The sequence below is a fragment of the Streptomyces sp. NPDC001515 genome (genome assembly GCF_053597115.1).
In genome coordinates, this window is record NZ_JBSFHN010000007.1 from 172950 (window position 1) to 196188 (window position 23239).

Annotated in this window: 22 protein-coding genes, 3 pseudogenes and 1 riboswitch; of the genes and pseudogenes, 13 read left to right on the plus strand and 12 right to left on the minus strand. The window is 70.5% G+C overall.

The genetic code is table 11. The annotated features are described in order from the left end of the window. Positions 1–33 precede the first annotated feature (33 nt). Positions 34–696 carry a hypothetical protein gene (locus tag ACWCXC_RS10720; protein WP_450888071.1) on the plus strand — a complete coding sequence of 221 codons (663 nt, stop codon included), beginning with the start codon at positions 34–36 and terminating at the stop codon, positions 694–696. A 42-nt stretch (positions 697–738) separates the two neighbouring features. After that, entirely contained in the window at positions 739–1173 is a 435-nt protein-coding gene (locus ACWCXC_RS10725) for a hypothetical protein (RefSeq protein ID WP_450685937.1), read from the plus strand. A 274-nt stretch (positions 1174–1447) separates the two neighbouring features. Here ACWCXC_RS10725 and ACWCXC_RS10730 read toward each other — a convergent pair whose 3' ends face one another. Further along, complete coding sequence (locus ACWCXC_RS10730; protein ID WP_450685938.1) at positions 1448–2281, minus strand: SDR family NAD(P)-dependent oxidoreductase; 834 nt, start codon at positions 2279–2281, stop codon at positions 1448–1450. A 152-nt stretch (positions 2282–2433) separates the two neighbouring features. Here ACWCXC_RS10730 and ACWCXC_RS10735 point away from each other — a divergent pair, with 152 nt between their 5' ends. Continuing rightward, complete coding sequence (locus ACWCXC_RS10735) at positions 2434–3057, plus strand: TetR family transcriptional regulator (RefSeq protein WP_450685939.1); 624 nt, start codon at positions 2434–2436, stop codon at positions 3055–3057. 14 nt (positions 3058–3071) lie between these two features. Here the strand turns inward: ACWCXC_RS10735 and ACWCXC_RS10740 are convergent. Continuing rightward, positions 3072–4759 (minus strand): annotated as a pseudogene (locus ACWCXC_RS10740) (ISAzo13 family transposase). A 141-nt stretch (positions 4760–4900) separates the two neighbouring features. Here ACWCXC_RS10740 and ACWCXC_RS10745 point away from each other — a divergent pair. After that, complete coding sequence (locus ACWCXC_RS10745) at positions 4901–5398, plus strand: GNAT family N-acetyltransferase (protein WP_450686211.1); 498 nt, start codon at positions 4901–4903, stop codon at positions 5396–5398. A gap of 5 nt (positions 5399–5403) precedes the next feature. On the opposite strand, the gene ACWCXC_RS10750 is transcribed toward ACWCXC_RS10745, so the two are convergent. The 3 genes from ACWCXC_RS10750 to ACWCXC_RS10760 form a co-directional block, all read right to left on the minus strand. Next, positions 5404–6212 (minus strand): IS5 family transposase gene (locus tag ACWCXC_RS10750; RefSeq protein ID WP_450888074.1). Its coding sequence is split into 2 segments (ribosomal slippage): positions 5404–5892 and positions 5895–6212, totalling 807 coding nucleotides; the frame shifts between segments, so codons are not numbered across the junction. A gap of 324 nt (positions 6213–6536) precedes the next feature. Further along, positions 6537–7577, minus strand: a complete 1041-nt coding sequence (locus ACWCXC_RS10755; protein ID WP_450888076.1) for a hypothetical protein — start codon at positions 7575–7577, stop codon at positions 6537–6539. A 94-nt stretch (positions 7578–7671) separates the two neighbouring features. Then, a complete protein-coding gene (locus ACWCXC_RS10760; protein WP_450888078.1) occupies positions 7672–8034 on the minus strand; it encodes a peptidase inhibitor family I36 protein in 363 nt (120 codons plus the stop codon). Positions 8035–8356: 322 nt separating this feature from the next. On the opposite strand from ACWCXC_RS10760, the gene ACWCXC_RS10765 reads away from it, so the two are divergent. From ACWCXC_RS10765 to ACWCXC_RS10780, 4 genes are all read left to right on the plus strand, one after another. Next, entirely contained in the window at positions 8357–10762 is a 2406-nt protein-coding gene (locus ACWCXC_RS10765) for an ATP-binding protein (protein ID WP_450888079.1), read from the plus strand. 200 nt (positions 10763–10962) lie between these two features. Further along, a complete protein-coding gene (locus tag ACWCXC_RS10770) occupies positions 10963–11337 on the plus strand; it encodes a peptidase inhibitor family I36 protein (RefSeq protein ID WP_450888162.1) in 375 nt (124 codons plus the stop codon). A 227-nt stretch (positions 11338–11564) separates the two neighbouring features. Continuing rightward, positions 11565–12422, plus strand: coding sequence for a hypothetical protein (locus tag ACWCXC_RS10775; protein WP_450888081.1), 858 nt, complete (start codon positions 11565–11567; stop codon positions 12420–12422). A 134-nt stretch (positions 12423–12556) separates the two neighbouring features. Then, positions 12557–13570: a DUF5937 family protein gene (locus ACWCXC_RS10780; protein ID WP_450888083.1), complete on the plus strand. Its 1014-nt coding sequence runs from the start codon at positions 12557–12559 to the stop codon at positions 13568–13570. Between the two features lie 393 nt (positions 13571–13963). Here ACWCXC_RS10780 and ACWCXC_RS10785 read toward each other — a convergent pair whose 3' ends face one another. Next, positions 13964–14929, minus strand: coding sequence for a pirin family protein (locus ACWCXC_RS10785; RefSeq protein WP_450686161.1), 966 nt, complete (start codon positions 14927–14929; stop codon positions 13964–13966). Between the two features lie 143 nt (positions 14930–15072). On the opposite strand from ACWCXC_RS10785, the gene ACWCXC_RS10790 reads away from it, so the two are divergent. After that, positions 15073–15429 (plus strand): tetratricopeptide repeat protein, encoded by a 357-nt coding sequence (locus tag ACWCXC_RS10790; RefSeq protein ID WP_450888085.1) that lies wholly within the window; start codon positions 15073–15075, stop codon positions 15427–15429. 103 nt (positions 15430–15532) lie between these two features. Then, complete coding sequence (locus tag ACWCXC_RS10795) at positions 15533–16042, plus strand: GNAT family N-acetyltransferase (RefSeq protein ID WP_450888087.1); 510 nt, start codon at positions 15533–15535, stop codon at positions 16040–16042. Positions 16043–16116: 74 nt separating this feature from the next. Here ACWCXC_RS10795 and ACWCXC_RS10800 read toward each other — a convergent pair whose 3' ends face one another. Both ACWCXC_RS10800 and ACWCXC_RS10805 read right to left on the minus strand, forming a co-directional pair. Further along, on the minus strand, positions 16117–16896 hold the full coding sequence (locus ACWCXC_RS10800) for a CbtA family protein (protein ID WP_450888089.1): 780 nt from the start codon (positions 16894–16896) through the stop codon (positions 16117–16119). A gap of 27 nt (positions 16897–16923) precedes the next feature. After that, complete coding sequence (locus tag ACWCXC_RS10805; RefSeq protein WP_450686357.1) at positions 16924–17139, minus strand: CbtB domain-containing protein; 216 nt, start codon at positions 17137–17139, stop codon at positions 16924–16926. 45 nt (positions 17140–17184) lie between these two features. Continuing rightward, positions 17185–17278: riboswitch (adenosylcobalamin (AdoCbl) riboswitch) on the minus strand. Positions 17279–17417: 139 nt separating this feature from the next. Here ACWCXC_RS10805 and ACWCXC_RS10810 point away from each other — a divergent pair. Further along, positions 17418–17984 carry a histidine phosphatase family protein gene (locus tag ACWCXC_RS10810; RefSeq protein WP_450888091.1) on the plus strand — a complete coding sequence of 189 codons (567 nt, stop codon included), beginning with the start codon at positions 17418–17420 and terminating at the stop codon, positions 17982–17984. 124 nt (positions 17985–18108) lie between these two features. Here the strand turns inward: ACWCXC_RS10810 and ACWCXC_RS10815 are convergent, their stop codons facing one another. After that, the gene (locus ACWCXC_RS10815; RefSeq protein ID WP_450888093.1) at positions 18109–19560 is read right to left on the minus strand and encodes a dihydrolipoyl dehydrogenase family protein; all 1452 of its coding nucleotides are present in this window, start codon (positions 19558–19560) and stop codon (positions 18109–18111) included. A gap of 110 nt (positions 19561–19670) precedes the next feature. On the opposite strand from ACWCXC_RS10815, the pseudogene trxA reads away from it, so the two are divergent. Then, a pseudogene (trxA, locus tag ACWCXC_RS10820) lies at positions 19671–20048 on the plus strand (thioredoxin); the annotation flags it as partial. A 38-nt stretch (positions 20049–20086) separates the two neighbouring features. On the opposite strand, the pseudogene ACWCXC_RS10825 reads toward trxA, so the two are convergent. Both ACWCXC_RS10825 and ACWCXC_RS10830 read right to left on the minus strand, forming a co-directional pair. Then, positions 20087–20296, minus strand: a pseudogene (locus ACWCXC_RS10825) (hypothetical protein); the annotation flags it as partial. A 346-nt stretch (positions 20297–20642) separates the two neighbouring features. Beyond that, positions 20643–21665, minus strand: a complete 1023-nt coding sequence (locus ACWCXC_RS10830; protein WP_450888095.1) for a LacI family DNA-binding transcriptional regulator — start codon at positions 21663–21665, stop codon at positions 20643–20645. Positions 21666–21786: 121 nt separating this feature from the next. Here ACWCXC_RS10830 and ACWCXC_RS10835 point away from each other — a divergent pair, with 121 nt between their 5' ends. Then, on the plus strand, positions 21787–22254 hold the full coding sequence (locus tag ACWCXC_RS10835; RefSeq protein WP_450888097.1) for a type II toxin-antitoxin system PemK/MazF family toxin: 468 nt from the start codon (positions 21787–21789) through the stop codon (positions 22252–22254). 122 nt (positions 22255–22376) lie between these two features. Here ACWCXC_RS10835 and ACWCXC_RS10840 read toward each other — a convergent pair whose 3' ends face one another. Further along, complete coding sequence (locus tag ACWCXC_RS10840; protein ID WP_450888099.1) at positions 22377–23219, minus strand: TIGR02452 family protein; 843 nt, start codon at positions 23217–23219, stop codon at positions 22377–22379. Positions 23220–23239 lie beyond the last annotated feature (20 nt).

The window sequence follows — 23239 nt, forward strand, 5'->3', positions numbered from 1 at the left end:
GTCCCGCCCCGATTACAGCGGAGCCGCACTCCGATGTCGTTTCCCCTCGACCTGACGGCCTGGACGAGCTGGCTGCAGGAGCAGGTCGATCCTCTCCGGCGGCCGGGCAAGTGGTCCCAGCAGGCATGGTTCTTCGACGGCGACGTGGACAACCCGCGCACCTCGGCCTCGAAGTGCGCCACCACCTCGTGCTGGACGGTGATGCCTTCCCGCAACCTGCTCTGCCGACATTGCCTGGATGCTCACAGGATCAGCACGCTGAGCCGGGAAGAGTTCGTTGCCACCTACCAGCGGCCCCGACGGGTCCGCACGAAATGGGGGTCCGAACGCGAGCCATGCGCTGTGGAAGGTCCCTCCGGCAGATGCGAACGGCCGGCCTACAGCGGCAAGATCTGCCGCACCCACTACTCGCGTTGGCGCCGGCGCCCTGATCCGGAAACCACAGTCGAGGAATGGCTGGCTGTCACCACTGCGGAGCCGCTGGAGGCAAGGCCGACCTGCATCGTCCGGGGCTGCTTCAACCAGCGAGTGGTCGCGGGCCTCTGCGGCACGCACGTCCAGCGGTGGGACCGTGACAAGAGGGCGAGCGCGACCCGCGACCCCGAGCAATGGGCCCGGAAAGCGGCCACCCGTCTGCTCACCCACCAGTTCACCCTGCGGGACCTGGAAGACCCTGTCCGCTGGGAGCCTCTCTAGGCACTGCAGCAACGGGATGCCCGCGGCGCCATCATCGAGCCGATGGCCACCCGCCATCTGACCCGTCGACTGGAGGGCGTCCCGAGCCTGCTGACGGTGGACGTCGCGTCCTTCATCGAAGGGATCTACCAGCACCACAACCTCGCGGCCTTGATCCACGAGACCGTCCGAAGTCTGCGCCGAGCCTCTCTGTCGTTCCGCGGCCTGACACCCACCGATGCCGACACCTGGGACCTGGGCTGGATGAATCTGCGGTCCCCGGCGCTGGGCGGGCGCCGCAGCCGCCCGGGAAAGGTCGACGCTTCCGCCATCCGACAACCGTGGCTCCGGGAAGTGATCAAGACATGGGCTACCACGGTCAGCTTGGACAGCGGCAAGTTCAAGCAGGTGTTCGCTGCTTGCGTCGTCGCTTCCGATGCACCGTCCGACCAGGGCACTTCACCAAGATCCTGTTACGAGCTCTTGAGGACGCTGTGACGGGAATTCAGGACGCTATTTCCGCTGTCCGGCATGTCCGAAGCCTGGCGATGGTCACCTACACCGAGGTTCGTTTTCTCGCTGGCAGTGTCGCCGGAACGCGACTTCGCCTATCAGATGAACACCATCGCTCGGCGAGGCGGTCCGGCCGGAAGGGCGAAGGCGCGCATCCTGCATCTCTCCGAGCCGGGAGCATTATGCGGGCCTTCACCCATATCTGCGCGTGTGGAGATGACAGCGGCCAGGGGTTGGGCAGGTTACGTACCCGCCTGGCTCAGGCGGGTACGCCCTCGGCTTCCTGCGACAAGTGCTCCCAGTCTGCCCAGGTGGCGAGCCGCTCGGCGTACGCCTGGCGGATCATCGGCAGTACCTGGGACCGGAAGACCACGCGCAGCGGCGGGTGTTCGGCGTCGACCAGCTTGAGCAGTGCGGGGGCTGCGGCTTCGGGCAGCGGGTCGGGGACCGTTGCCTGAGCGGCGGCGCTCGCGAAGGCCGCGCGCAGACCGTCGTAGGCCGGGTTCTGGGCGGAGTGCGGGGGCGGGGTGGTGCCGATGTCCGTGCGGTACTGCGCCGGCTCGACGATCGTGACCTTCACCCCGTACGACGCGACCTCCGCCGCCAGGGCCTCGCTCATACCTTCCAGCGCCCACTTGGTCGCGTTGTAGCCGCCCAGCGTGGGGTGCGCGATCAAACCGGACGCGCTGGAGATCTGGACGATGTGGCCGCTGCCCTGAGCACGCAGGTAGGGCAGGACCGCCTGCGTCACGCGCAGCGGCCCGTACAGGTTGGTCTCCATCAGGGCACGCAGGTCTTCCTCGGCCAGTTCCTCGACCGCGACGCCGAACAACGCGGCACCGGCGTTGTTCACGACCACGTCCAGGCGACCGAAGTGCTCGTAGGCGCGCTTGACGGCGGCGTCCACCGCCGCCTTGTCGGTGACGTCCAGGGTCAGCGGGAGGACCGCGTCGCTGTACGTGTAGTGCAGGTCGCGGAGGGCTTCGATGTCGCGCGCGGTGGCCGCCACCTTGTCGCCGCGTTCCAGCGCGGCGGCCGTGAACGCGCGGCCGAGGCCCCGTGAGGTACCGGTGATGAACCAGATCTTGCTCATGTCGTGCTCTCGCTCTCGTGATCTTGCCGGGCACACGCTCGTGATCTTGCCGGGCACACGCCCGTAGGACCGCGTGCCACAGTCCCACGCAAGAGACGCTAACACGCTGATGGCACTGAGTACCAAAATGGGGATGAGGTACGCTGTGGGGTATGCGCGATATGTCGACGACCACGCCGCCCCGGACCCAGGCCGCCCAGCCGACCATCGCCGACCGCAAGCGGCAGCTGGTCCGAGAGGAGATCAGCGCAGTGGCGATGCGCCTGTTCCTGGAGCAGGGGTTCGATCAGGTACCCGTCGAGCAGATCGCCGTCGAAGCCGGCGTCTCGCGGACGACGTTCTTCAGGTACTTCCCGACCAAAGAAGACGTCGTGCTGTTCCAGAACGAACGGTTCGGCCCGCAAGTCCTCGACTCCCTGCGCGCCCGCCCCGACACTGAACCCGCCTGGCAGGCGTTCACCCGCGCTTTCGAGGAAGCCCTGACCGCCGCCGGTACACCCCAAGACGGCCTGCCGGCCGTCGCCATCGTCTGCGGCAACCCGCAGATCCACGCCCGCAACCTGGAAAAACAGCGCGAGTGGCGCCCCTTGTTCGCCCCCGAAGTCGCACGTCGCCTCGCCCTCACCGACGACGACGCCGACGACACCCACACCCACGCCCTGACCGCCGCCGCCTTCGCCTGCCTGGAAGTGGCCTTCGACGCCTGGACCGGCTCCGACGGCAAGAAGGACCTGCTCGAACTCCTCCGCCAAGCCATGGAGGCCATCTCCTCGTAAGGGCTTGCCGGGAATCAACACGTCGGTTTGATCTTGGTGTTGTCGGGGTCGAGGAACCTGGCGACGTCTTCCCTTGTGCGGAAACGGGCTGTTGAGGCGGCGAGATGGACACCATGGGCTTCCAGGAGCGGGCGGACGTCTTTCACTGCGCGGCTGATGGTCATGGCGGTGGTGTTGAAGAGCTGGCCCAGGAGGTCCACGGTCGCGAGTTTTCGCAGGTGGAGCACGGTGACCAGGACCCGGTCGGCTGAGGTGAGCCTGGCTTTGGCACCTGCGCCAGGGGCCACCAGGCGCTCGTGGCCTCGACGTGTGCGGCGCACTTGCTCGCGTTGAACCTCCATCGCTGGAGTCAACGAGTCGATGAGCTCGCTGAGCTACCGGCGGGTCATCCCGGTCAGTTCCGGATCCTGGAGCGAACGCCGCGTGAGGCGAGTCGGTCTGTCCGCCAGGGCCTCGTCCGGTGTGCTGCCAGCGGTCGCCGCATCCATCGGACGCTGGGGGTGGAGGGTGTAGTTCCAGTCGCCATGGAAGCGATGGCGAGTGATGGGCAGGGCCGCGATCTCGTCGTCGCTGACGCGGATGCCAGTGGGGTACTCACCGCTGTCGAGTTCGGCATGCACGGTCAGGCCGGTGCGGCTGGTGGTCGCGGCGATGGTCTGGAGCATGACTTCGTGGCTGGTCAGGGGTCTGCCGCGCCAGTTCATGGTGATGTGGGAGAACAGCCGGTGCTCGATCTTGTTCCACTTCGAGGTGCCGGGCGGAAGGTGACACACCGTGATCTCAAGGCCGGTCTCGGCAGCAAGGACGGCGAGCTGGGTCTTCCAGCCGCGGGTGCGGTAGCCGTTGGAGCCCCCGCCGTCGGCAGTGATCAGCAGCTGGCGGGCGCGGGGGTAGTCATGCCGGCCGCGGGCCTGCCACCAGCGCCGGATCGAGGCGACGGCAAACGCCGCGGTGTCGTGATCGGTGCCGATGCTGACCCAGCCGGTGTTCGCCGCCATGTCGTAGATTCCGTACGGAATCGTTTTCTCGGCCTGGCCGGGGAAGTCGTGCGTCTTGACCCGCACGGGCTGCCCTGCGGGCCGCCATTCGTGCCCGGCGTTCTTGTAGTCGCCGATCAGCTCCTTCTTCTTGCTGTCCACGCTGATCACCGGGTCACCGGCGTCCCTGTGGTCTCGTGCCTGCTCATTGAGGTAGCGGAACTGGGCGTCTCTGTCGGGGTGCTGAGCACCCTCGATGGTCTTGGCGTTGGCCTGCAGACTGAAGCCTTCCTCCCGCAGCAGGCCGGCGACCGTGTCCGAGGAGACCCGGTGGCCCTGCCGGGTCAGCTCCGCTGCCAGCTTCCGGGTCGACTTCGTCGTCCACCGCAGCGGCGACATTGGGTCACCCCGCTCGTCGGGCTCGACCAGCGCAAGCAGCGCCGGCCGCAGCCCCGGATCAAGGTCCACAGCCTTCTTCCGGCCCCCACCAGGGCGACGGACCCGCCCCAACAGAGCCTGACATGACAAGACTGCAGTTCAGCCGCTCCGCGCGAGACTGTGCCCTCTCGAACCCCGGCCGCGGCAGCGACGAGCCTGATCCCACCACGTCCCAGCGACAGCGCTTCCGCCCCTATGGCCAGCCGACGCTGACGCTCGTCCAGATGCGGCAACAACACCTGGAACTTCGCAGCCAGGACGGCCTCGATCCCCTCCGGTCTCCCCATACCAGAACAACGAGTCCCACAGCTGGAAGCCACGAGTTGTTTCCCGGCAAGCCCTAAGGGCTGTCCCGTAACGACCACCGGCTGGGAGCTGAGCAGTAGGACCATGGACGGCCCACGGGCGGCTGCGAGAGCATGGGTTGCATGCCTACTTGGACTATCGGGACCGCGTCTGTCCTGGACACAGGTGTCGACGAGGTGATGCGGGAGTACTTCAGCGAGATGGGGAGGCGGGTTCTGGGACGTGAGGTCACAAGTGAAGAGCTTCGTGCGGTGCTCGCGAAGGACCCCCATCGTGACCTCAGCCCGCCCGGTGGCGCGTTCCTCGTTGCACGCAGCGAGGAGGGCGAGTTTCTGGGCTGCGCAGGAGTGCGGTTGATGAGATGCACCGCTGGGACCGCGGAACTCAAGCGGATGTACGTGCGCCCCGCTGGCAGGGGAGCAGGGGTGGGCCGGGGCCTCCTTCTGGCCGTTGAGGAGACGGCCACCAGGCTCGGCGCCGTCCGGATCGTGTGCGAGACCAACACCCAACTCATCGAGGCGCGGACTCTGTACTCCAAGCACGGCTACCAGGAGACCGAGCCGTATGAAGGTCACGGCAGGGCGGATCACTGGTTCGCCAAGTCTCTTTCGAGCTGGTAACACGATCATGGTCGGGTCTTCTTGAGGCGTCGGTAGCAGATGAGGCTGCAGGCGAGGGAGACGAAGGCGTCGTGGAGTTCGGTACGGCGTTCCCAGCGGACGGCGAGTCGTTTGAAGTGGTGGAGGAGAGCGAAGGTCTGCTCGACGACGTAGCGGAGCTTGCCGATGCCCTTGATGTTGGGTGATCCCTTGCGGGAGATGACGGGGAGGATTCGTCGGCGGCGGAGCTCGTCGCGGTGGGCGTTGGAGTCGTAGCCTTTGTCGCCGAGCAGTGCCTCTGGTCGTCGGCGGGGCCGGCCGGGGCGGCCTGCGACGGGTGGGATGCCGTCGACCAGGGCCAGGGTCTGGGTGACGGCGTTGACGTTGGCCGCGGTCGTGATGACCTTGAGCGGGGTGCCGCGTCCGTCGTAGATCAGGTGGTGTTTGCTGCCCGTCTTCCGCCGGTCGACCGGCGACGGCCCGGTGTCGGCGCCCCCTTTTTCGCGCGGATGCGGGAGCCGTCCACACACGTACGCGACCAGTCGAGTTCGCCGGCCGCGTTCAGCTCCGCGAGCAAGACTCGATGCAACTGGTCGAAGACCCCTGCCCTCTGCCACCGGTCCAGCCGACGCCAGCAGGTCTGCCCCGATCCGAACCCGAGCTCCAGGGGCAGGAGTTGCCAGGCTATGTCGTTGCAGAGGACGAACAGGATGCCCTGGAGGCAGAGCCGATCCGACACCGGCCTCGGCCCCGGAGACCGCTCCGGCCACGGCGGCAGCAACGGCTCGACCAGAGCCCACAACTCATCGTCCACGATCCACGGTCGGGTACCCACACCCTCACGAACGGCCGAATCATCACACCGGTAACGGCCTACCAGGACGATTCAGCAAGATCGTGTTACGAGCCCTATGTCATCAGCAGCCTGCGGTCGGTTTGCAGGCCAAGACGCGTTCGCGTTCACACGGCCCCCACAGCCCCGAGGTGGTGCCGAAGGCACCGTGCGGAGGCCGTTGGGCCACTGCACCCAACGACCCCGGATCCGTTACTCCAGGACTGATCCCCGCCGAGACGCGATGCTTCGAGGCCACTCTGCACAGCGGGGCCCAGCCCAAAGGAGGCTCGAAACCGCACGCCGGCGGACGTGGGAAGGAGAAGGTCAGTGGTGGCGCAGAAGTTCCGGTGCGCGCCGTACTGCTTCGGCACGGGCCAGGTGGTAGGCGTTGATCTCCGTCGAGAGGTCCGCGGAAACGCTGTTGCGGTAGCGACGGTCGAGGCGTTCGGCGACATCGACCAGCCGGCTCACCCGCTGGCACTCGGCGTCTGCCACCGCGATCGTGATCTCTGCGGTTGTGGGCGTGGTGGCGGCGGTTCCGCCGCCTCGGGTTCGTGCAGCGGCCTGGCGCGCGGCTTCTGGTGTCTCGAAAGCGCGATGCCGGTGTTTCATGCATGCCTGCCAGTTCGACGTCGCTTTGTGGTAAGCGGGATCGGCGGTGACGTGACGGAAGACCTCACGGTTCAGGTTGGTCGCCACGAACTGGTTGCGCAGCCAGGTAACGAGGTCTCGTCCGTAGAGGAGGCGCCGTGTTTCGGACGTGCAGCCGTCCTGGTTCGTGGTGATGCTCTCACCGCCCGGCAGGCCGATGGTGATGCGGGTGTCGACGTGTCCGAAGAGAGCGACGGAGTATGCCTGCCGGCGGCTCTTTGAGAGCGACGCCATAAAGGACTGGTTCGGGTCGTCGGATACGAACGTGCGGATCTCGACGCTCGTCCGCGACGGGTCTCTGTAGCCGTAGCGGCGTGCGGTGCTGACGTCCAGGCGGCCGTAGTTGGCGGTGCTGGTCCGCGACACGGCTTGCCCGGGAGGCAGGCGGACTACGAACCGGAACCCGGCGTCAGCCATGCACCGTGACACCAAGCGGCCCTCGGCGAGGAAGAGGTACTTCGCGGCCTCCCCGGTCAGATCTCCGTGGGCATTGCGCAGCGTTGCCGGCGGCGTCGGCAGCGGTGCCGATTCGGCCGCGTGCCGGCCGGTGCTTCCACACCCGGCGAGGAGCACACCGAGAGCCACCAGCAGGCATGCGCCGGTCCCCCGGATCGGCCGCCGGCCGAGAAAAGCGTCCGGACCGTTCCCGGACAGGGGGTTTCCGCGGCGCAGGCGTGGCTGCAAGGGAGTATCGGTGGCCGCATGTGCCGCCATGACAAACCTCCGTCGTGAGAGAGGGGTCCGGCCCGGTCTTCGTTGGGGTGAGCCGTCGGCCCAGAGGCTCTCCGGGCCGACGGCGTCCTCGGTTTCAGCAGCCCCAGTTGTTGGAGCTGCCCAGGTGGGCGTGGGCGGCGTCCTGGGGGGAGGAGGTACCCGACGCCACGACCTTGACCGACCCCAGGTAGCCGGGGTACTGCCAGATGCAGGCGTTCAGTCCGGAGGTTCCGTGGTTGTACCAGGACGAGTCGTGGTTCTCGATGGCCCAGGCACTCCAACTGGAGTTGGAGCCGCTGAACTTGTACATCTTGCCGTTGTAGGAGGTCTGGTCCCAGACGCAGAGGTAGCCGGACGGGCAGTCCGCGGTGGCGGCCTGGGCGGGCGAGACCGGACCGAGGAAGACGGCCGCGGTGGCGGCGACGGCGACCAGCGGCAGAACGCGATTGAGGCGCATGGGATTTCTCCTCTGACGATTCGAACAGCAGGAATGCGATCACCGGCAGGTACAGGAAAGGGCGCCGAACGACTTCTTTTCGGCCCGTCGCCGTGCATCTGCGTCAACTACGAGCATCAGGGCGCCGAAGGTTGTTCAGCATGCAGAGGGGGCGTCCATAATCAACGAATCAATGGGAACCTCCGGAGGGCAGAGCGAGTTGACAGGCAGGCCGGGCCGGCCGGAACAGCCGCTGGATCCCGAGGCGGGGCCCCTGGCGCGCTTGGCGTTGGATCTGCGGGCACTGCGTAGGCGGGCTCAGCCGCCCATTACCTACGCCCAGATGGCCGCCTCGACGCGTTTCTCGCAAAGCGCTCTGTCCCAGGCTGCGGCTGGCCGGCGGCTCCCCAGCCTGGAGGTTCTTCTGGCCTACGTTCGGGCGTGCGGTGGGGATCCCCGGTGGTGGGAGGAGTGCTGGCAGCGCGTACGGCAGGAATTGCGCCAACAGCCGAACGCCCCGGAGGCCGGTGCGCTCGGGCCGCCGAGCATGGGCGGACTGGAAGCCACCAGTTTCGTGGGCCGCGAGGCCGAAATCGGCGAGGCCACCGCCCTTCTGGAGCACAGCCGGCTGGTCACGCTCGTCGGCACGGGCGGTGTCGGCAAGACAAGGCTGGCCAGACGAATCGTCCGGCAAACGGGCGACCGGTTCGCGGACGGAACCTACTGTGCGGAACTCGCTGAACTCGGTAGCGACCACGCTGTTCCGGAAGCGGTCGCCGCCGCCGTCGGCGCACACGCCCGGGTGGGGCAGGACCCTCTGTCCGTACTGGTCGAGGCGCTTCGCGAGCGGAGCGTTCTCCTGCTCCTGGACAACTGCGAGCATGTGCTCCGCGGATGTGCAGCCACCATCCAGGGTCTGTTGGAGCTGTTGCCGAAGCTGCGTGTACTCGCCACCAGCCGGCAGCCCCTCAACCTGGGCGCGGAGCACGTGGTGCTGGTGAGCCCCCTCGGCCTCCCTCCCCTGCCGCCGGACCCGTTACCGGACGGGGCGCGCGCCGAGGCCGAGCGCACCTCGGGCGAGGATGGCTTGGGTTCTCCGGCCATGACCCTCTTCGCTGACCGGGCCGAAGCGGCGTGCTCCGGTTTCAGGGTGACTGAGGCGAACCGGCACGTTGTCGCCCAGGTCTGCCGTCGGCTGGACGGTCTGCCGCTCGCCCTGGAGATCGCCGCCCGGCGGCTTCGCACGCTGTCTCCCGAGGAGCTTCTGCGGCGGCTGGATCACCGGTTCCGTCTGCTGGGCCCCAGTGCCGGAGAACGCACAGCACCTCCTCGCCACCAGGCGCTGCGTGCCCTGTTCGACTGGAGCTACGAGTTGTGCACCGAGACCGAGCGAGCGGCGTGGGAGCAGCTGTCGCTCTGTGCCGGTGGGGTGGTGCTGGGCGATGCGGAGCAGCTCTGCGTGCCCGCCGGGGAAGGCTCCGGCGCCGAGACACCGGAGGCCGTTGCTGGGGCGTTCGATGCCCTCGCGGGGCTCATGGACAAGTCGCTGCTCACCCGTGTCGAGGCAGGTGGCCACACCCGTTTGTACATGCTGGAGACCGTTCGCGCCTACGGGCAGGAACGCCTCGTGGAGAGTGGACGGGCTCAATCAGCCCTGTGCCGGCACCGTGCGTGGTATCTCCGGCTTGCCGCGCGGGCGGGGCGGGCGTACGGATCGTCTGCGCAGGCGTCGTGGCTGCGTCGCCTGCGGGTCGAGCACGCCAACCTGCGGCAGATTGTCACGGCGGCTCCGCCGCCCGGTGAGCCTGCGGCGGTCCTGCTCCACGCGTGTCTCGGATTCTGGCTGCACTGTCTGACCTCGGCCAATGTGGGCGAGGGTGCGGGGTGGATGCGAAGAACACTCGAACGGCACCCGCGACCTCCCTCCCCCGAGACTACGGCCCTGTGGTGCCAGGCTGTATGGGTTGCGGGATTTCTGCTGCTTCTCCACGGAGATTACGCCGGCGCCACAAAGGTGATTGCCCGGGGTGAGAAGGCATTGGCCGAGATTCCTCCGGCGACCACCACGGTGATCAGCGACCCGACCACCCGCCCCGAACCGGAGGAACTCACCGCCGCATTTCTCCAGCTGCGCGCTCTGCCCGCGTTGTTCGCCGGGGAGTCCGAGACCGCGAAGAAGTACACCGAAGCCGCCCTGGCGATCGGTCAGTGGTCCGACGCGCTGCTGACTCGGGAGCAGTGCGTCGCCCAGCTCGGCTTCGCCGCTGTGATGGAGGGCGACCATGCCCGCTCCATCGCGCTGCTCGAACAAGCGCTGGAGATGTCCGAGGCCCGGGGCGATGTGTGGCACCGGTGCTATCTGCTGTGGGCCCTGGCCGTCGGCCACAGCGAGGCCGGGCGGCCCGAGCTTGCCCTGGAGCCCCTCGAGCGGGCTCTCCGGCACACGCGAGAGATCGACGAGCACCTGGGCGAAGCCGCTCTCAGCGAGACCTTGGCCTGGGTCCTCTCCTCCTGCGGCGACCCGCGCTCGGCAGCGGTCGTACTGGGCGCCGTGGACCGTGTGTGGCTCCCGTCGGGCGCTCCTCGCCTCTTCGGCTTTACGCTCCTCACCGCTCATCGTGAGCGCGGACTCCAGAGCGCGCACCGGCAACTGGGTGAGAACGAGTACCGGCGGGCCTACCGGCAGGGGCAGAGCCTCGGCCTGCGGCGGGCGGTAGAGCAAGCATTCGCAGCACATCAGCCCGGGTAAGCGGGCCCTCTCCCGCGCTCTCGGGAGCCGGCGCCGCGGCGGTTCGACCGAAGACCGTCGAGGTGTGCGGACCGAGGTGTTCGGGCCACGCCGAATCGTCTCGATCCGCCGGGTGGGCCTGGCCAGTCTGGAACGCAGCGACGCTGCCCGCGCCCTTCCAAGCGGACAGCACGGCAGACAAGGAGCACAACGTGAAGCGCATGCTCACCGCACTGGCCGGAACCGCACTTCTGGGGGCCGGTCTCTTCGGGGCGCCGGGGGCCGCGGCGGCCGAGACGGCTGCGGACACCGCTGTGGCGAACACCTGCGATGCGGGCTACTACTGCGTGTACTGGGACGCCAACTACCAGGGTCGGGAGTTCCTGTTCGGCGGGAACAACTCCAGTTGGGCCTCCTGGGCGATCTTCAACGACGACTCGTCGTCCTGGAACGGAGGTACGTCGGGAATGGGCGTCATCCTCTACGGCGACGAGGGCTACAGCCGCCCCCTGGGCTGCCTCCCCGACGGCCGGGGCTGGACCCAGCACCGCCCCAACGACGACGGCGAAGGCAACAAGTGGACCTGGAGCTGCTGACCCCGGTCCCGTGACCCACCCCGGTCCCCGGGGCGGTACGCCGCCCCGGGGACCGCCTCGACCCGACGAACGAGGTGCCCCGCATGTTCCGTTTCCGCCCTCCGCGACGTATGACCGTGCTGCTCGCGGGGACGACCGCGCTGTGTGCTCTGGCCTCCTGCGGGCCGGCCCACGACAACGACCACCGGCCGGCTTCGGGGGTGTCGTCGCGAGCGGGGACGGCCCCCGTGACCCCGCCGACGATCACGTCCCACGAAGACCCCACCGGAGATTTCCGGAGCGACCCCAAGGGCGACCCGGCGGAACAGCGGCTGCTGTTCGAGACACAAGAACGCATGGTCGCCGCCTGCATGCGGAGTCGCGGCCGGGCGTACCGGCCCCTGGCCTGGCATGCTCCGGACCGTCCGGACGGCAGCGACGACGCCCACGGCGACGACGTCGCGGCACGCCGGCGCGAGGGGTACGGCGGCCTTTCGGCGCTCGTGCCGGCGCGCGCCGAGGACCCCAACGGCGACTACCTGCGGACCCTGCCCCGGGACGAGGCCAAGGCCTACGGTGCGGCCCTGTTCGGTACACAGGTCCATCGCCTCGAAGTGAACCTCCCCGACGGGGTGGTCTTCATGAATACGGACGGCTGCGTCGCACACGCCGAGCGGCAGCTGTACGGCGACCTGACCGTGTGGCTGAGAGCCCAGATGACGGTGATGAACCTGGCCAGTGAGATCAGCCGCAGGGTGACCGACGACGACCGGGCCGTCCGAACCCTGCCGGCGTGGCGTGACTGCATGAAGGCTCGCGGATTTCCCTACCGGGACCCGGTCGCCAGCCGGGCGGCGGTGTTCGCCAGGTACGAGAAAGAGACCGGCGGTCCCAGCGCCCGGCCTCAGGATCTCGACCGGCTCAGGCGCCGGGAGATCGCCGTTGCCGTCGCCGACGCCACGTGCGACGCGCGCGCCGGACGCGCGCGCACCATACGCGACCTCGAAAACCACTACCGTCGCAAGGTCACCCGGGAACACGCGGAACAGATCGCGGTCTACCGGACGCTCCGTCAGCAGGCCGCCGCCCGCCTGACGGAGCGCTGAGCCCGCCTGGCCCGGCTGCCTTCGCCTCGATCCCTACTGGCCCGCCCGCCCTCCTCTCAACGAGGATGGCTGTCGACGCGCAGGCGGACGGCAGCACCGGCACGGGCCGGGCAGGTTTCGGGGATGGCGACGACGTGTCGTTACGCATTCACTTCACCGTGGAGGACCTCGCGCGGACGCGCATCGCCGATGGGCCCGCCCCCTGCTTCGAGTTGAGCACCGCGGTGCGCCAACTTCAGGAACGGACCCATCTCGTCCGTCTCGGAGCCTGGCGCCACCGCACCCTGTCCGCCCTGCATCCTGCCTCCCGGATGGTCTTCGGACTCATGCCCTCCCGCGGCCGGGTCACCGAGTTTCTGAGCGGCGCGAACAGCTCCACCCCGGCCGAACTGCTCGAAGAGATCCGTGCCACGCCCCGGCGCCGCCTGCGGGCCAGTCTGGAAGGGACGGCGCGGCACCAGCCCCTGCCCTCGTGGGCTCTCCGGCTGCCGGACGACCCGGCGCTGCTCCAGCGGTTCTGCGACATCCTGGAGCACGTGGCCGGCCACGCCGTGGCCCCGCACTGGCAGGAGATTCAGGCCATGACGGCGGCCGACGCGGCGGTGCGCTCCCGCCAGATGCTCAGCGGCGGTGTGGAGAACCTTCTTGCCCGCATCAACCCGCGATGGATCCGCTGGCGGGCCCCCGTGCTGGAGGTAGCGGTGCTCTCAAGTTCAGACGCCGACGTGCACCTGGCCGGACAAGGGCTTCTGCTCCAGCCGTCGGTGTTTGCTGTGGAGGTTCCGGTGATCGACCTCGACACCGTGCCGCAGCCCGTCCTCACCTACCCGGTGGCTCAGCTCCAGGACGGGGTGACCACCCCCCTGTTCACTGCAGGGCGGGGCCGGACGGCACCAGCGGTCGACCTGGTCGGATCCATGCTGGGCCATACCCGGGCCGCGGTGCTCAGCGCCATCGTCGGCCACCCAGGCTGCTCGACCCAGCAGCTTGCCGCCCTCATCGGCATCGCCAAGGCCAGTGCCAGCGAGCACGCCACGACGCTCCGCAACGCTGGCCTGATCGACACCCACCGAGACCGCCGAACTACCGCCCACATCGCCACAACCACCGGCATCGCGGTGCTCAACGCGCCGTACGGACGACCCTAGTTCTGCCTGGGCCACGAGCCACGGCGCGCGCACCACTGGCATCAGATGGTGCGTGCTACACGGTGGTGGCGAGGCGCACCGGCGCGCTTCCATCAGCGTGACGGATCGAGGTACCCCTCACCGATGCGTCTATCGCACACCGCCACGAACGCGGGGACAACCGTAGGGACATCACCAGCGGCATCCGACCCACACCTGACGGGTAGTCGGGAAAGTCGGCAACAGGTCAGCATCCGTCCTGACACACCTGGTCGTCGAACAAGGTCCCTCATGATCACGCAGCCGTACGCGAACACCCGGAACCAGGCCCCCTCCAACGCCCCCTGTGGAGGCCATCCTCCGCCCGCACGTGACCACGGGTGACGAGGACCCCCACCGAGGAGAAAGAGCAGGTCAACGCACCCGACCGCGCGCCTTCAACGGCACCGCCGGCAGGGCCGGAGCGGAAAGCGGGGCGCCGTCGTAGCCCCGTACGGTGCCGAAGCGGTCGCCGTTCGTCCATGCCTCGCGGGCCTGCGCGATGTCGTCCTGCGTCCTGCCGATGAAGTTCCACCACATCACGATCTCCTCCTCGAACGGCTCCCCGCCCAGCAGCATCAGCCCCGCGTCCGACGCCGCGCGCAGGGGGAGTTCGGTGCGGCCGCAGCCGAGGTAGAGCATGGAGCCGGGGAGGACGGGGACGCCGTCGACCTCGGCCTCGCCGGACATGGAGAGGACGGCGTACTCGAAGTCGGGGTCGAGGGGGAGGCGCGCCTCGGTGCCGTGGGCGAGGGCGAGGTCTGCACCGACGATGGGGGTGTAGGCGGTGCCGGGGGAGGTGGCGCCGTCGAGGGTGCCGAGGATGACCGTGGCGGTGAGGCCGGGGGCGACCACGGTGGGCAGGTCCGTGTGGTGCTGGAAGTGGGGCTCGACGTCGCGGTGGGCGTCGGGGAGGGCGACCCAGAGCTGGGCGCCATGGAGGAGGGCGGCGTGCTGCCGGGGGCTCTCCTCGGAGTGGCTGATCGCGCGGCCGGAGGTCATCAGGCCGAGTTCGCGGGGGCGGATGGTCTCCAGGCTGCCGAGGCTGTCGCGGTGGAGGACCTCGCCCTCGTGCAGCCAGCTCACGGTCTGGAGGCCCATGTGCGGATGGGGCGGCACCTGCATCCCGGGCTCGTCGGCGATGTCGTCGGGGCCGTAGTGGTCGACGAAGGCCCAGGCGCCGACCATGCGGCGGCCCAGGTTCGGCAGCAGCCGGCGGACCTCGGTCGACTCACCGAGCCGGACGTGTCGCGGGGTGAGGAGTTCGCGTACGGGCTCGGCGACGACGAAGCCCCGCCCTCCGCAGACGGAGAGTGCGGCCTGGCGATCGAGATTGCTCATGGCGCTCAACCTATTCCCGTGCGACTGCGCGTGGCCGGACTCCACGCCGAATATTTAGTGGAATGTTAAACCATCTATCGGTGTTGTGGCGTACGGACAGGTACGGGACCGGCCCGGCCGCCGCCCTCGACCGAGGAGGTCACATGAGCGACGCCTACTACGAGTTCGGCACCGCCGCCGAGCGCTGGGAGCGTGCCCGGTTCTTCTTCGACGCGAAGGAGTACACCACCGCCGCCCGCATCCTGACCGGCCTCGTCGAGGAGGTTCCCGAGCAGGTCGCGCCGCGGCTGCTGCTGGCCCGCGCCTACTACCACTCGGCGCGCCTCGTCCGGGCCGAGACGGAACTGCGCGCCGTCCTGGAGCGCGACCCCGTCGAGGAGTACGCCCGGCTGATGCTCGGACGCACCCTGGAGCGCCAGGGCAAGCAGGCCGAGGCCGACACGCATCTGCGGATGGCCGCCGCGCTCGCCGGGGACTTCCCGGCGAAGGGTGACGTCTGAGGTTCCAGGCAGCGTCCGGAGCCCCGTTCCGGAAGACGCCGCCGGGCCCGCACCCCCGTCAATGGGGGTGCGGGCCCGGCTCCGCGCGTGATACCCCACGGGCATGAACGATCTCTCCACCCCGCGTCTGCTGCTTCGTCCGATGACCGTCGCCCACGCCGAGCGGGTGGCGGCGGGCAGCCCCATCGACGGGGAGCGGTGGGCCCCCGGTTTCCCCTCCCCCGGCGAGCGTGCCGCCGCCACCCGCTTCCTCGCCGACTGTGCGACGAGCGGCGACCCCACTCCCTTCGGTTCGTACGCGATACGGCTCCGCGCGGACGGGCTGGTCGTCGGGGGCATCGGCTTCCACGGGGCGCCGGACGGCCGGGGTCACGTCACGATCGGATACGGGCTCGTGCCCTCCGTGCGGGGCAAGGGGTACGCCTCCGAGGCGCTGCGCGCCCTGCTCCGGTTGGCCTGGGAGCAGGGCGTCGTGTGCGTGCACGGGGACACCGATCTCGACAACACCGCGTCCCAGCACGTGATGAGCGCGGCCGGCATGCGGTTCGTGAAGCAGGACGAGCGGCTGAAGCACTACCGGATCGAGTGGGGCGGCCACGACGACACCCGTTGAACGGGCGCGCCCGTTCAACGGACGGAGCCCGCCGGATCGTTCCCGGCGGGCTCCGTCCGTTGACGGCCCGGGTGTCAGCCGGTCAGGGCCGCCGTCCGGTCCGCCTCGCCGTTCCGGGCCGCGTCGCGGTCCGGGGACGGCACCAGCAGGCGTTCCGCCAGCGAGCCGAAGACCAGGCCGAAGACGGTCCACAGGGTCGCCTGGACCGCCAGCGTGGCCAGGCGGAACTCCCAGAGCAGCGAGGCCGGGAAGTCCTTCCCGACCTCGTCGTACGACGGGAGGAAGGCGTACGCGAGGCCGATGACCAGCACATAGCCGCCCGCCGCGGCGATGCTCGCGTTCCAGTTGCCGAGGCGCGGGGCCAGCCGCTTGCCGGTGAGGACGGCCGCCACGGCCAGGAGCACGCTGAGGGCGACCATCAGGAAGAACAGCGTGGTGCGCGAGCCGATGGTGTCGGGGTTGCCGACGGCCGGCGGGTTCGCCGGGTACTTCAGGAACGGCACGACGTACACCGCGAGCAGGGCCGCGCCCGCGAGGAGTGCCGCCGTGGCCCTCGGCCCGAACCGGCCGACGCGGCCGAGCGCGTAGCAGAAGACGAGTGCGGCGATGCCGCCCACGGCTACCCCGAAGACGAGGACGCCGGTGGCGAGACCCGCGGTGGACTGGAGGGTGCGGCTGACGAGTTCCCCGCCGCCGCCGTGGTCGTGGCCGTGCGCGTGCGCCTCTTCGAGCGCGATGGCCGCGTCGACCCGCGGCTCACCGAGGAAGTGGGCGACCAGCAGGGCGAAGGCGCCGGCGATCAGGCCGGCCAGCATGCCGCGGACCAACAGGGCCCGTACGGATAGAGAGTTCATGGGTGTCCCCTGGCTGAAGCGGCAGGATCAGTGGCAGGGGAAACCGAGGAGGTGGCGTCCGTCGTGGACCCATTCGTGCACGCCCTCACCGGAGATGAGCGCGGTGGCGCCCTGCTCGGCTCCGACGAAATAGAGCAGGACCAGCATGAGGATGCCGAAGAAGACCGCCCAGGGGGCCAGGGTCCTCAGCGAAACGGGGGTGACGGCGGGTGCGCCGGTGACGGGGGCAGCGGACTGTGCCATGGCAGAACCTCCTGAGGGAACACGCGTCCCGATCGTGGTGCCTGAGACGAAGGTGCCGGGTCTGACTTCCCGCACGCGTGCGGGTACACAGTGGCGCGACCGTGCCGGATTCCCACCGGACTTCCATCACACCCTCGTCATGTCGTCGCGACGATACAGCCTGCGCGCGGGTGCCGCCATGGTGCCCGAGGCGGGCGGCGGGCAGCCGGGATGCCAGGGTGGGCACGGGCAGGTGACCCTTGTTCGGGAAGGGGAGTGCGGTGGTGACGGTACGGGTGATGCTGATCTCACCGGCGATGAACCCGGGGCTGCGCGAGGCCCGGTTCGCCGGGGACGGGCCGCTCGACGCGGCCGGGTTCCGGCAGGCGCGGGCGGCCTCCGCGCGTCTTCCGGCCGCCGACGGGGCCGTACGCGGACCGTCCCGGCGCTGCGCCGCCACCGCCGAGGCCCTGGGTCTCGACTGCGATGCCGAACCCGCGCCCCACGACTGGGAGTTGGGGCGCTGGACCGGGGAGCGGCTGGACTCGGTGGCCGCGCGCGAGCCCGATGCCGTGGCCGCCTGGCTCGCGGATCCGGGCGCCGCCCCGCACGGCGGTGAGTCCCTGCTCGACCTCTGCGTACGGGCCGGGTCCTGGCTCGACGCGCTCGCCGCCGGGGCGGGCGGCCGGCGCCGGGTGCTGGCGGTCGCGGAACCCGCCGTGGTGCGGGCGGCGACCGTCCACGCGCTCGGCCTCCCGGCGGTCGCGTTCTGGCGGCTCGACGTCCCTCCGCTCACCCTGACCGAACTCGGCGGCCGGCCGGGGCGGTGGAACCTGCGGTGCGGGCGGCCCCTGACACCCTCGTAGAGCCTGTCCGGCCCTTCCCGTCCGTCCGCCCGCAGGGCGTGGCCGGGCGCTGTCCGGTGCGTGCTCTCGGCGTGCGGGGCGTCGCCCGGCAGACGGGAAGGGGCCGGACAGGCTCCCGGGGCGCTCAGCTGTCCCGGTACGTCTCCAGCAGCCGCAGCCAGATCTCGCTGATCGTCGGATACGCGGGCACCGCGTGCCACAGCCGGTCGATGGGGACCTCACCGGCCACCGCGACCGTCGCCGAGTGCAGCAGTTCGCCGATGCCGGGGCCCACGAACGTGACACCGCGCAGGATCTCCCGGTCCAGGTCGACGACCATGCGGGCGCGGCCCCGGTAGCCGTCCGCGTACAGCCCGGCTCCGGCGACGTCCGCCAGGTCGTAGTCGACGGCGCGGACGCGGTGGCCCGCCCGTTCCGCCTCGGCCAGGGTGAGGCCGACCGAGGCCGCCTCGGGGTCGGTGAAGACGACCTGGGGCACGGCCGCGTGGTCCGCCGTGGCCGTGTACGGGCCCCAGGGGTCCGCGTCCGGGTCCGCGGCCTCCTGCCGGGCCCGCGCGGCGATGGCGGCGCCCGCGATCCTGGCCTGGTACTTGCCCTGGTGCGTCAGGAGGGCGCGGTGGTTGACGTCCCCGACGGCGTAGAGCCAGGGGGTGCCCTCGACGCGGCAGCTGTCGTCGACCGTGAGCCAGGAACCGGGCTCCAGGCCGATCGACGCGAGGCCCAGATCGTCGGTGCGCGGGGCGCGGCCGGTGGCGAAGAGGATCTCGTCGGCCTCGACGCTCTTCCCGTCGTCGAGTGTGACGACGACGGGTCCGTCCGGGTCGCCGCGCCGTACGGAGGTGGCGGAGACGCCCGTACGGATGTCGGCGCCCGCCTCCGTCAGCGCCTCGGCGACCAGCTCGCCGGCGAAGGGTTCCATCCGGGGCAGCAGCCCCCGCCCGCGGACGAGCAGGGTGACCTGGGACCCGAGCGCACCCCAGACCGTGGCCATCTCGACGCCGACCACTCCCCCGCCGACGACGACCAGGCGGCCCGGCACCTCCTTGGCGCTGGTGGCCTCCCGGCTGGTCCAGGGGCGGACCGTGTCGATGCCGGGCAGTGCGGGGAGGACGGCCCGGCTGCCCGTGCAGACGGCCACCGCGTGCCGCGCGGTGAGCCGGTGCTCCGTACCGTCGGGAGCCGTGACCGTGACCTGTTTCGGTCCGGTCAGACGGCCGTGACCGCGGTGGACGACCGCCCCGATCCCCTCCAGCCAGGCGACCTGTCCGTCGTCCTTCCAGTGCGAGGCGTAGTCGTCACGGTGGGCGAGCACCGCCTCGGTGTCCAGCGGGCCCCGTACCGCGCCGGCGAGGCCGGGGACGCGGCGGGCGTCGGCGCGAGCCACGACCGGGCGCAGCAGGGCCTTGCTGGGCATGCACGCCCAGTAGGAGCACTCGCCGCCGACCAGTTCGGACTCCACGACGGCGGTGCTCAGCCCGGCGGCGCGCGCCCGGTCCGCCACGTTCTCACCGACCGGGCCCGCACCGATGACCACGACGTCGTACGCGAGGGGCTCCACAGCAGAGGCAGATGTCATGGCCCCATTCTGGCCATGGGGGTGCGGGGCGGCCACATGGGCAGGCGGAATAGCGCGAGCACGGACACCGTTGTGCCGGACACGTCGATACGGGCACGGAAAAGAGGGAGCAGAGCATGAGCACGGTTGAACTCACCAAGGAAAACTTCGATCAGGTGGTCAGTGACAACGAATTCGTCCTGATCGACTTCTGGGCTTCCTGGTGCGGCCCGTGCCGGCAGTTCGCACCGGTCTACGACGCGGCGTCCGAGCGTCACCAGGACCTCGTGTTCGCGAAGGTCGACACCGAGGCGCAGCAGGAGCTGGCGGCGGCGTTCGAGATCCGGTCCATTCCGACGCTGATGATCGTCCGTGACAACGTGGCGGTCTTCGCCCAGCCCGGCGCGCTGCCGGAGGCGGCCCTGGAGGACGTGATCGGCCAGGCCCGGAAGCTGGACATGGACGAGGTCCGCAAGTCCATCGAGGAGCAGCAGAAGGGCCAGAAGTAGGCCCTCCACTGCCGCACGCAGACCCCGCGCGGGGCGGTTCAGCCCCCGACGCTCCGCTCGGAGAGGCGGACCGAGAGTCCGTAGTCGAGTTCGGCGCCGTCGACCAGCAGGGCCTCGACGGTGTGCGTCGCGGGGTCGATGTCCGCGACCATGCCGTCGCCCGCGTAGCGCGGATAGCCCGACTCCCCGGTCTCGCCCGTGGCGGTCACGACCGCCGAACGGATGGCGGGGCCGGGCCCCAGATTGCCCGCGTCTCCGCCGGAGACGAGCGTGGCGCCCGTGGGCGTGCCGGAGTCGTGACCGGATGCGCCGGGGAGACCGACGCGGGCGGGACCGTCCGACGCCTCCGAGCCGTCCGGGCGGGCGGTGCCCTCGGCAGCGCCGTCGGACCCCTTCGTTCCCGCATCCTCCGCAACGGCCCCGCCGCCACTGCCGCCACTCTCGGGTGCGTCGGCGGCGGTCTCCTGCTCCACCACGGGCCTGCCGTCGGTGAAGGCGGGGACGATCAGGATCTCGTAACTCTGCGGATGGCTCATGGTCACGACGCTAAGCACGAGTGGTCCGCCCCGCACGTCGCGCCGTCGTGCGGTGCCGTCAGCTGGATTCCCGGTGGACGGTACGGGCCCGCAGGAGATCGTGCCGTTCCGGTTCCGTGGCGGGGTGGCGTACCAGGCGGTCGACGAGGTCGGCCAGCGGCTCCACGGTGGCCAGTTCCATCCGCACGCTGCTCAGTCGCGGTCTGAGCAGCCGCGCCGGCAGGGAGTCGTCCGCGCCCACCAGCGCGGTGTCCCCGGGAACGGATACTCCGGTGTCCTGGAGGGCGCGCATCAGGAGCATCGCGTAGGTGTCGTCGTACGCGAAGACGCCGTCCAGCCCGAGCGCGGGCCAGCGGGCGGCCAGTTTGGCGGCGGAGTCCTCCGCGTAGCGGAGGGGAAGGACCTCGATCGCGGCCCCCTCGGCCTCGGCGGCCAGGCGGGCACCGGCGAGCCGGGGCTCGGCGAAGAGCGCGAGTTCCGGCTCCTCGGGCATCACCACTCCGATCCGGCGCCTGCCCCGTGCCAGCAGATGGCGGACGGCGCTGCCGCCGACCTCCCGCTGATCCATGATCAGCGCGTGGGCTCCGGCGACCGGCTGCGGTCCGAGGGTGAGGATCGCCTTCGCGCCGGAGCGGCGCAGCAGGGCGATGCCGGACGGAGTGAGCGGGACCGAGCCGGGGGCGATGACGGCGACGGGCCGCAGTTCGGCCCAGGAACGGGCGGCGTCCTGCGGGCCCAGGCCCAGCGATCCGTACTGGACGACGGTGTAGTCGAGACGGCGCAGACCGGCTTCGAGTCCGTGCAGGAAGCGCTGGTGCAGGGGCGCGGCCGGGAAGTGCGCCGTCGGCAGGAGGACCATGCGCGAGTGCCCGGCGCGCAGGCTCCGGGCGGCGGCGTGGGGTACGTAGCCGAGTTCGGTGGCCGCCTCCCGCACCCGTCGGCGGGTCGGATCGCTGATCCGTACGGCCGTGTTGTTGTTGAGGACGTACGACACGGTGGCCCGGGAGACGCCGGCGAGCCGCGCCACATCGGCGCTGGTCGGGACGGGGCCTTCGGCGGGCTGCTTGGGTAACTGACTCATGGCGTCGGGCAGTCTCCCAGACCCGTGCGACGGGCGGGCGCCCCGGGGCGGGTGTTGGCCCCCGGTTCCGTCGGCCGGACCCGGTCGGCACCGGCCGGGGCGCGCGTCCTACGGTGTGGCGATGAGCTTCCAGCACCGCAGCGACAGCACCGACGACCCGGCCGCCTTCCCCGGCCGTACCGGCTCCTCCGCCACCACCGAGGCCGACCCGCAGGCCGTGGGCCCGGTCCGCACCTCCTACGCCCCCGACCGCGACGGCGACCCCGATCCGGGCGAGATCGTCTGGACGTGGGTGCCGTTCGAGGAGAACGACGGGCGCGGCAAGGACCGGCCGGTTCTCGTCGTCGCCCGCGAGGCCGGAGGGACGCTGCTCGCGGTCCAGCTCTCCAGCAAGCAGCACGACCGGGACCGCGAGTGGGTGGCGCTGGGCGCGGGGCCCTGGGACAGCTCGGGGCGGCCGTCGTGGGTCGATCTGGACCGGGTGCTGCGGGTGCACGAGGACGGGATGCGGCGTGAGGCGTGCGCGCTGGACCGGGACAGGTTCGACCTGGTGGTCGGTCGGCTCCGCGAACGCTACGGCTGGCGCTGACGGCCGGTGCGGCCGTACGCCCGCCCCGGGGTGACCGCCGGTCACCGACCCGAACGGCCGAGCGGGGCCGTCCGGGCCGGGGCGGCGCCCGCCACGCCGTGACCTCGACCTCGACCTCGACCTCAGGGTGAGACTCGCGTCTGTTCCGCGAAGGTGCGGGCGAACGCGGCCCGGGTCGGTGAGTCCTCGTTCCGGTCGAGGATGCCGAAGACGATCTGCTCGAAGTGGCCGGCGAACCGCCCCGCCCCGGTGAGGTGGGCGTGGAACGCCCCCGCCACCTCGGCCGGGTCGTTGCGGAAGACCCCGCAGCCCCACGCCCCCAGCACCAGCCGCCGGTAGCCCCGGACCGCCGCGACCTCCAGCACCCGTTCGGCGCGCGAGGCGAGCGCGGCGGGAACCAGATGGGCCTTCTGCGGGGTCTGCGCCCGGATCACGCCCGCGTTGGGCGCGGGCGAGGTGAGGAACCCCGCCGTGTACGGGACGTCGAGGAGCCGGCCCCGGTCGTCGCGGAAGACCGGTACGCCGGGAGAGTGGATGACCCGGTCGGTGTAGAACGCACTGCGCTCCGCGCGGTGGTGGGCGTAGAACTCGGGCGCCCGCAGCAGCGTCGCGTACAGCGCCGAGCCCCGGCAGAGCGCCTCCTCCTGGGCCTGCGCCCCGTTGAGGTAGCCGCCCCCGGGGTTGCGCGCGGACGCGTAGTTCAGCACGGCCACCTTGCCCGGCGCCTCCCGGGTCATCCGGGCGGCCGCCGCGAGGCTGCTCTCCCCGGTGACCTCGACGGCCGGGGTGCGGTCGCGGTCCAGGACCGCGACCGGAACGGGATCCGGCCCGTACAGCCTGGTTCCGGACAGGGCCGCCGTCAGGGCCCGTTGGATGCTCACCTCGCGGCCGTCCTCGGTGCGGTAGCCGCCCTCCGCGACGACGGTCTCGGTCTCGCGCGCGATTCCGCGCAGCCGGGCGCTCACGGCCCGTCCCCCTTATGGTG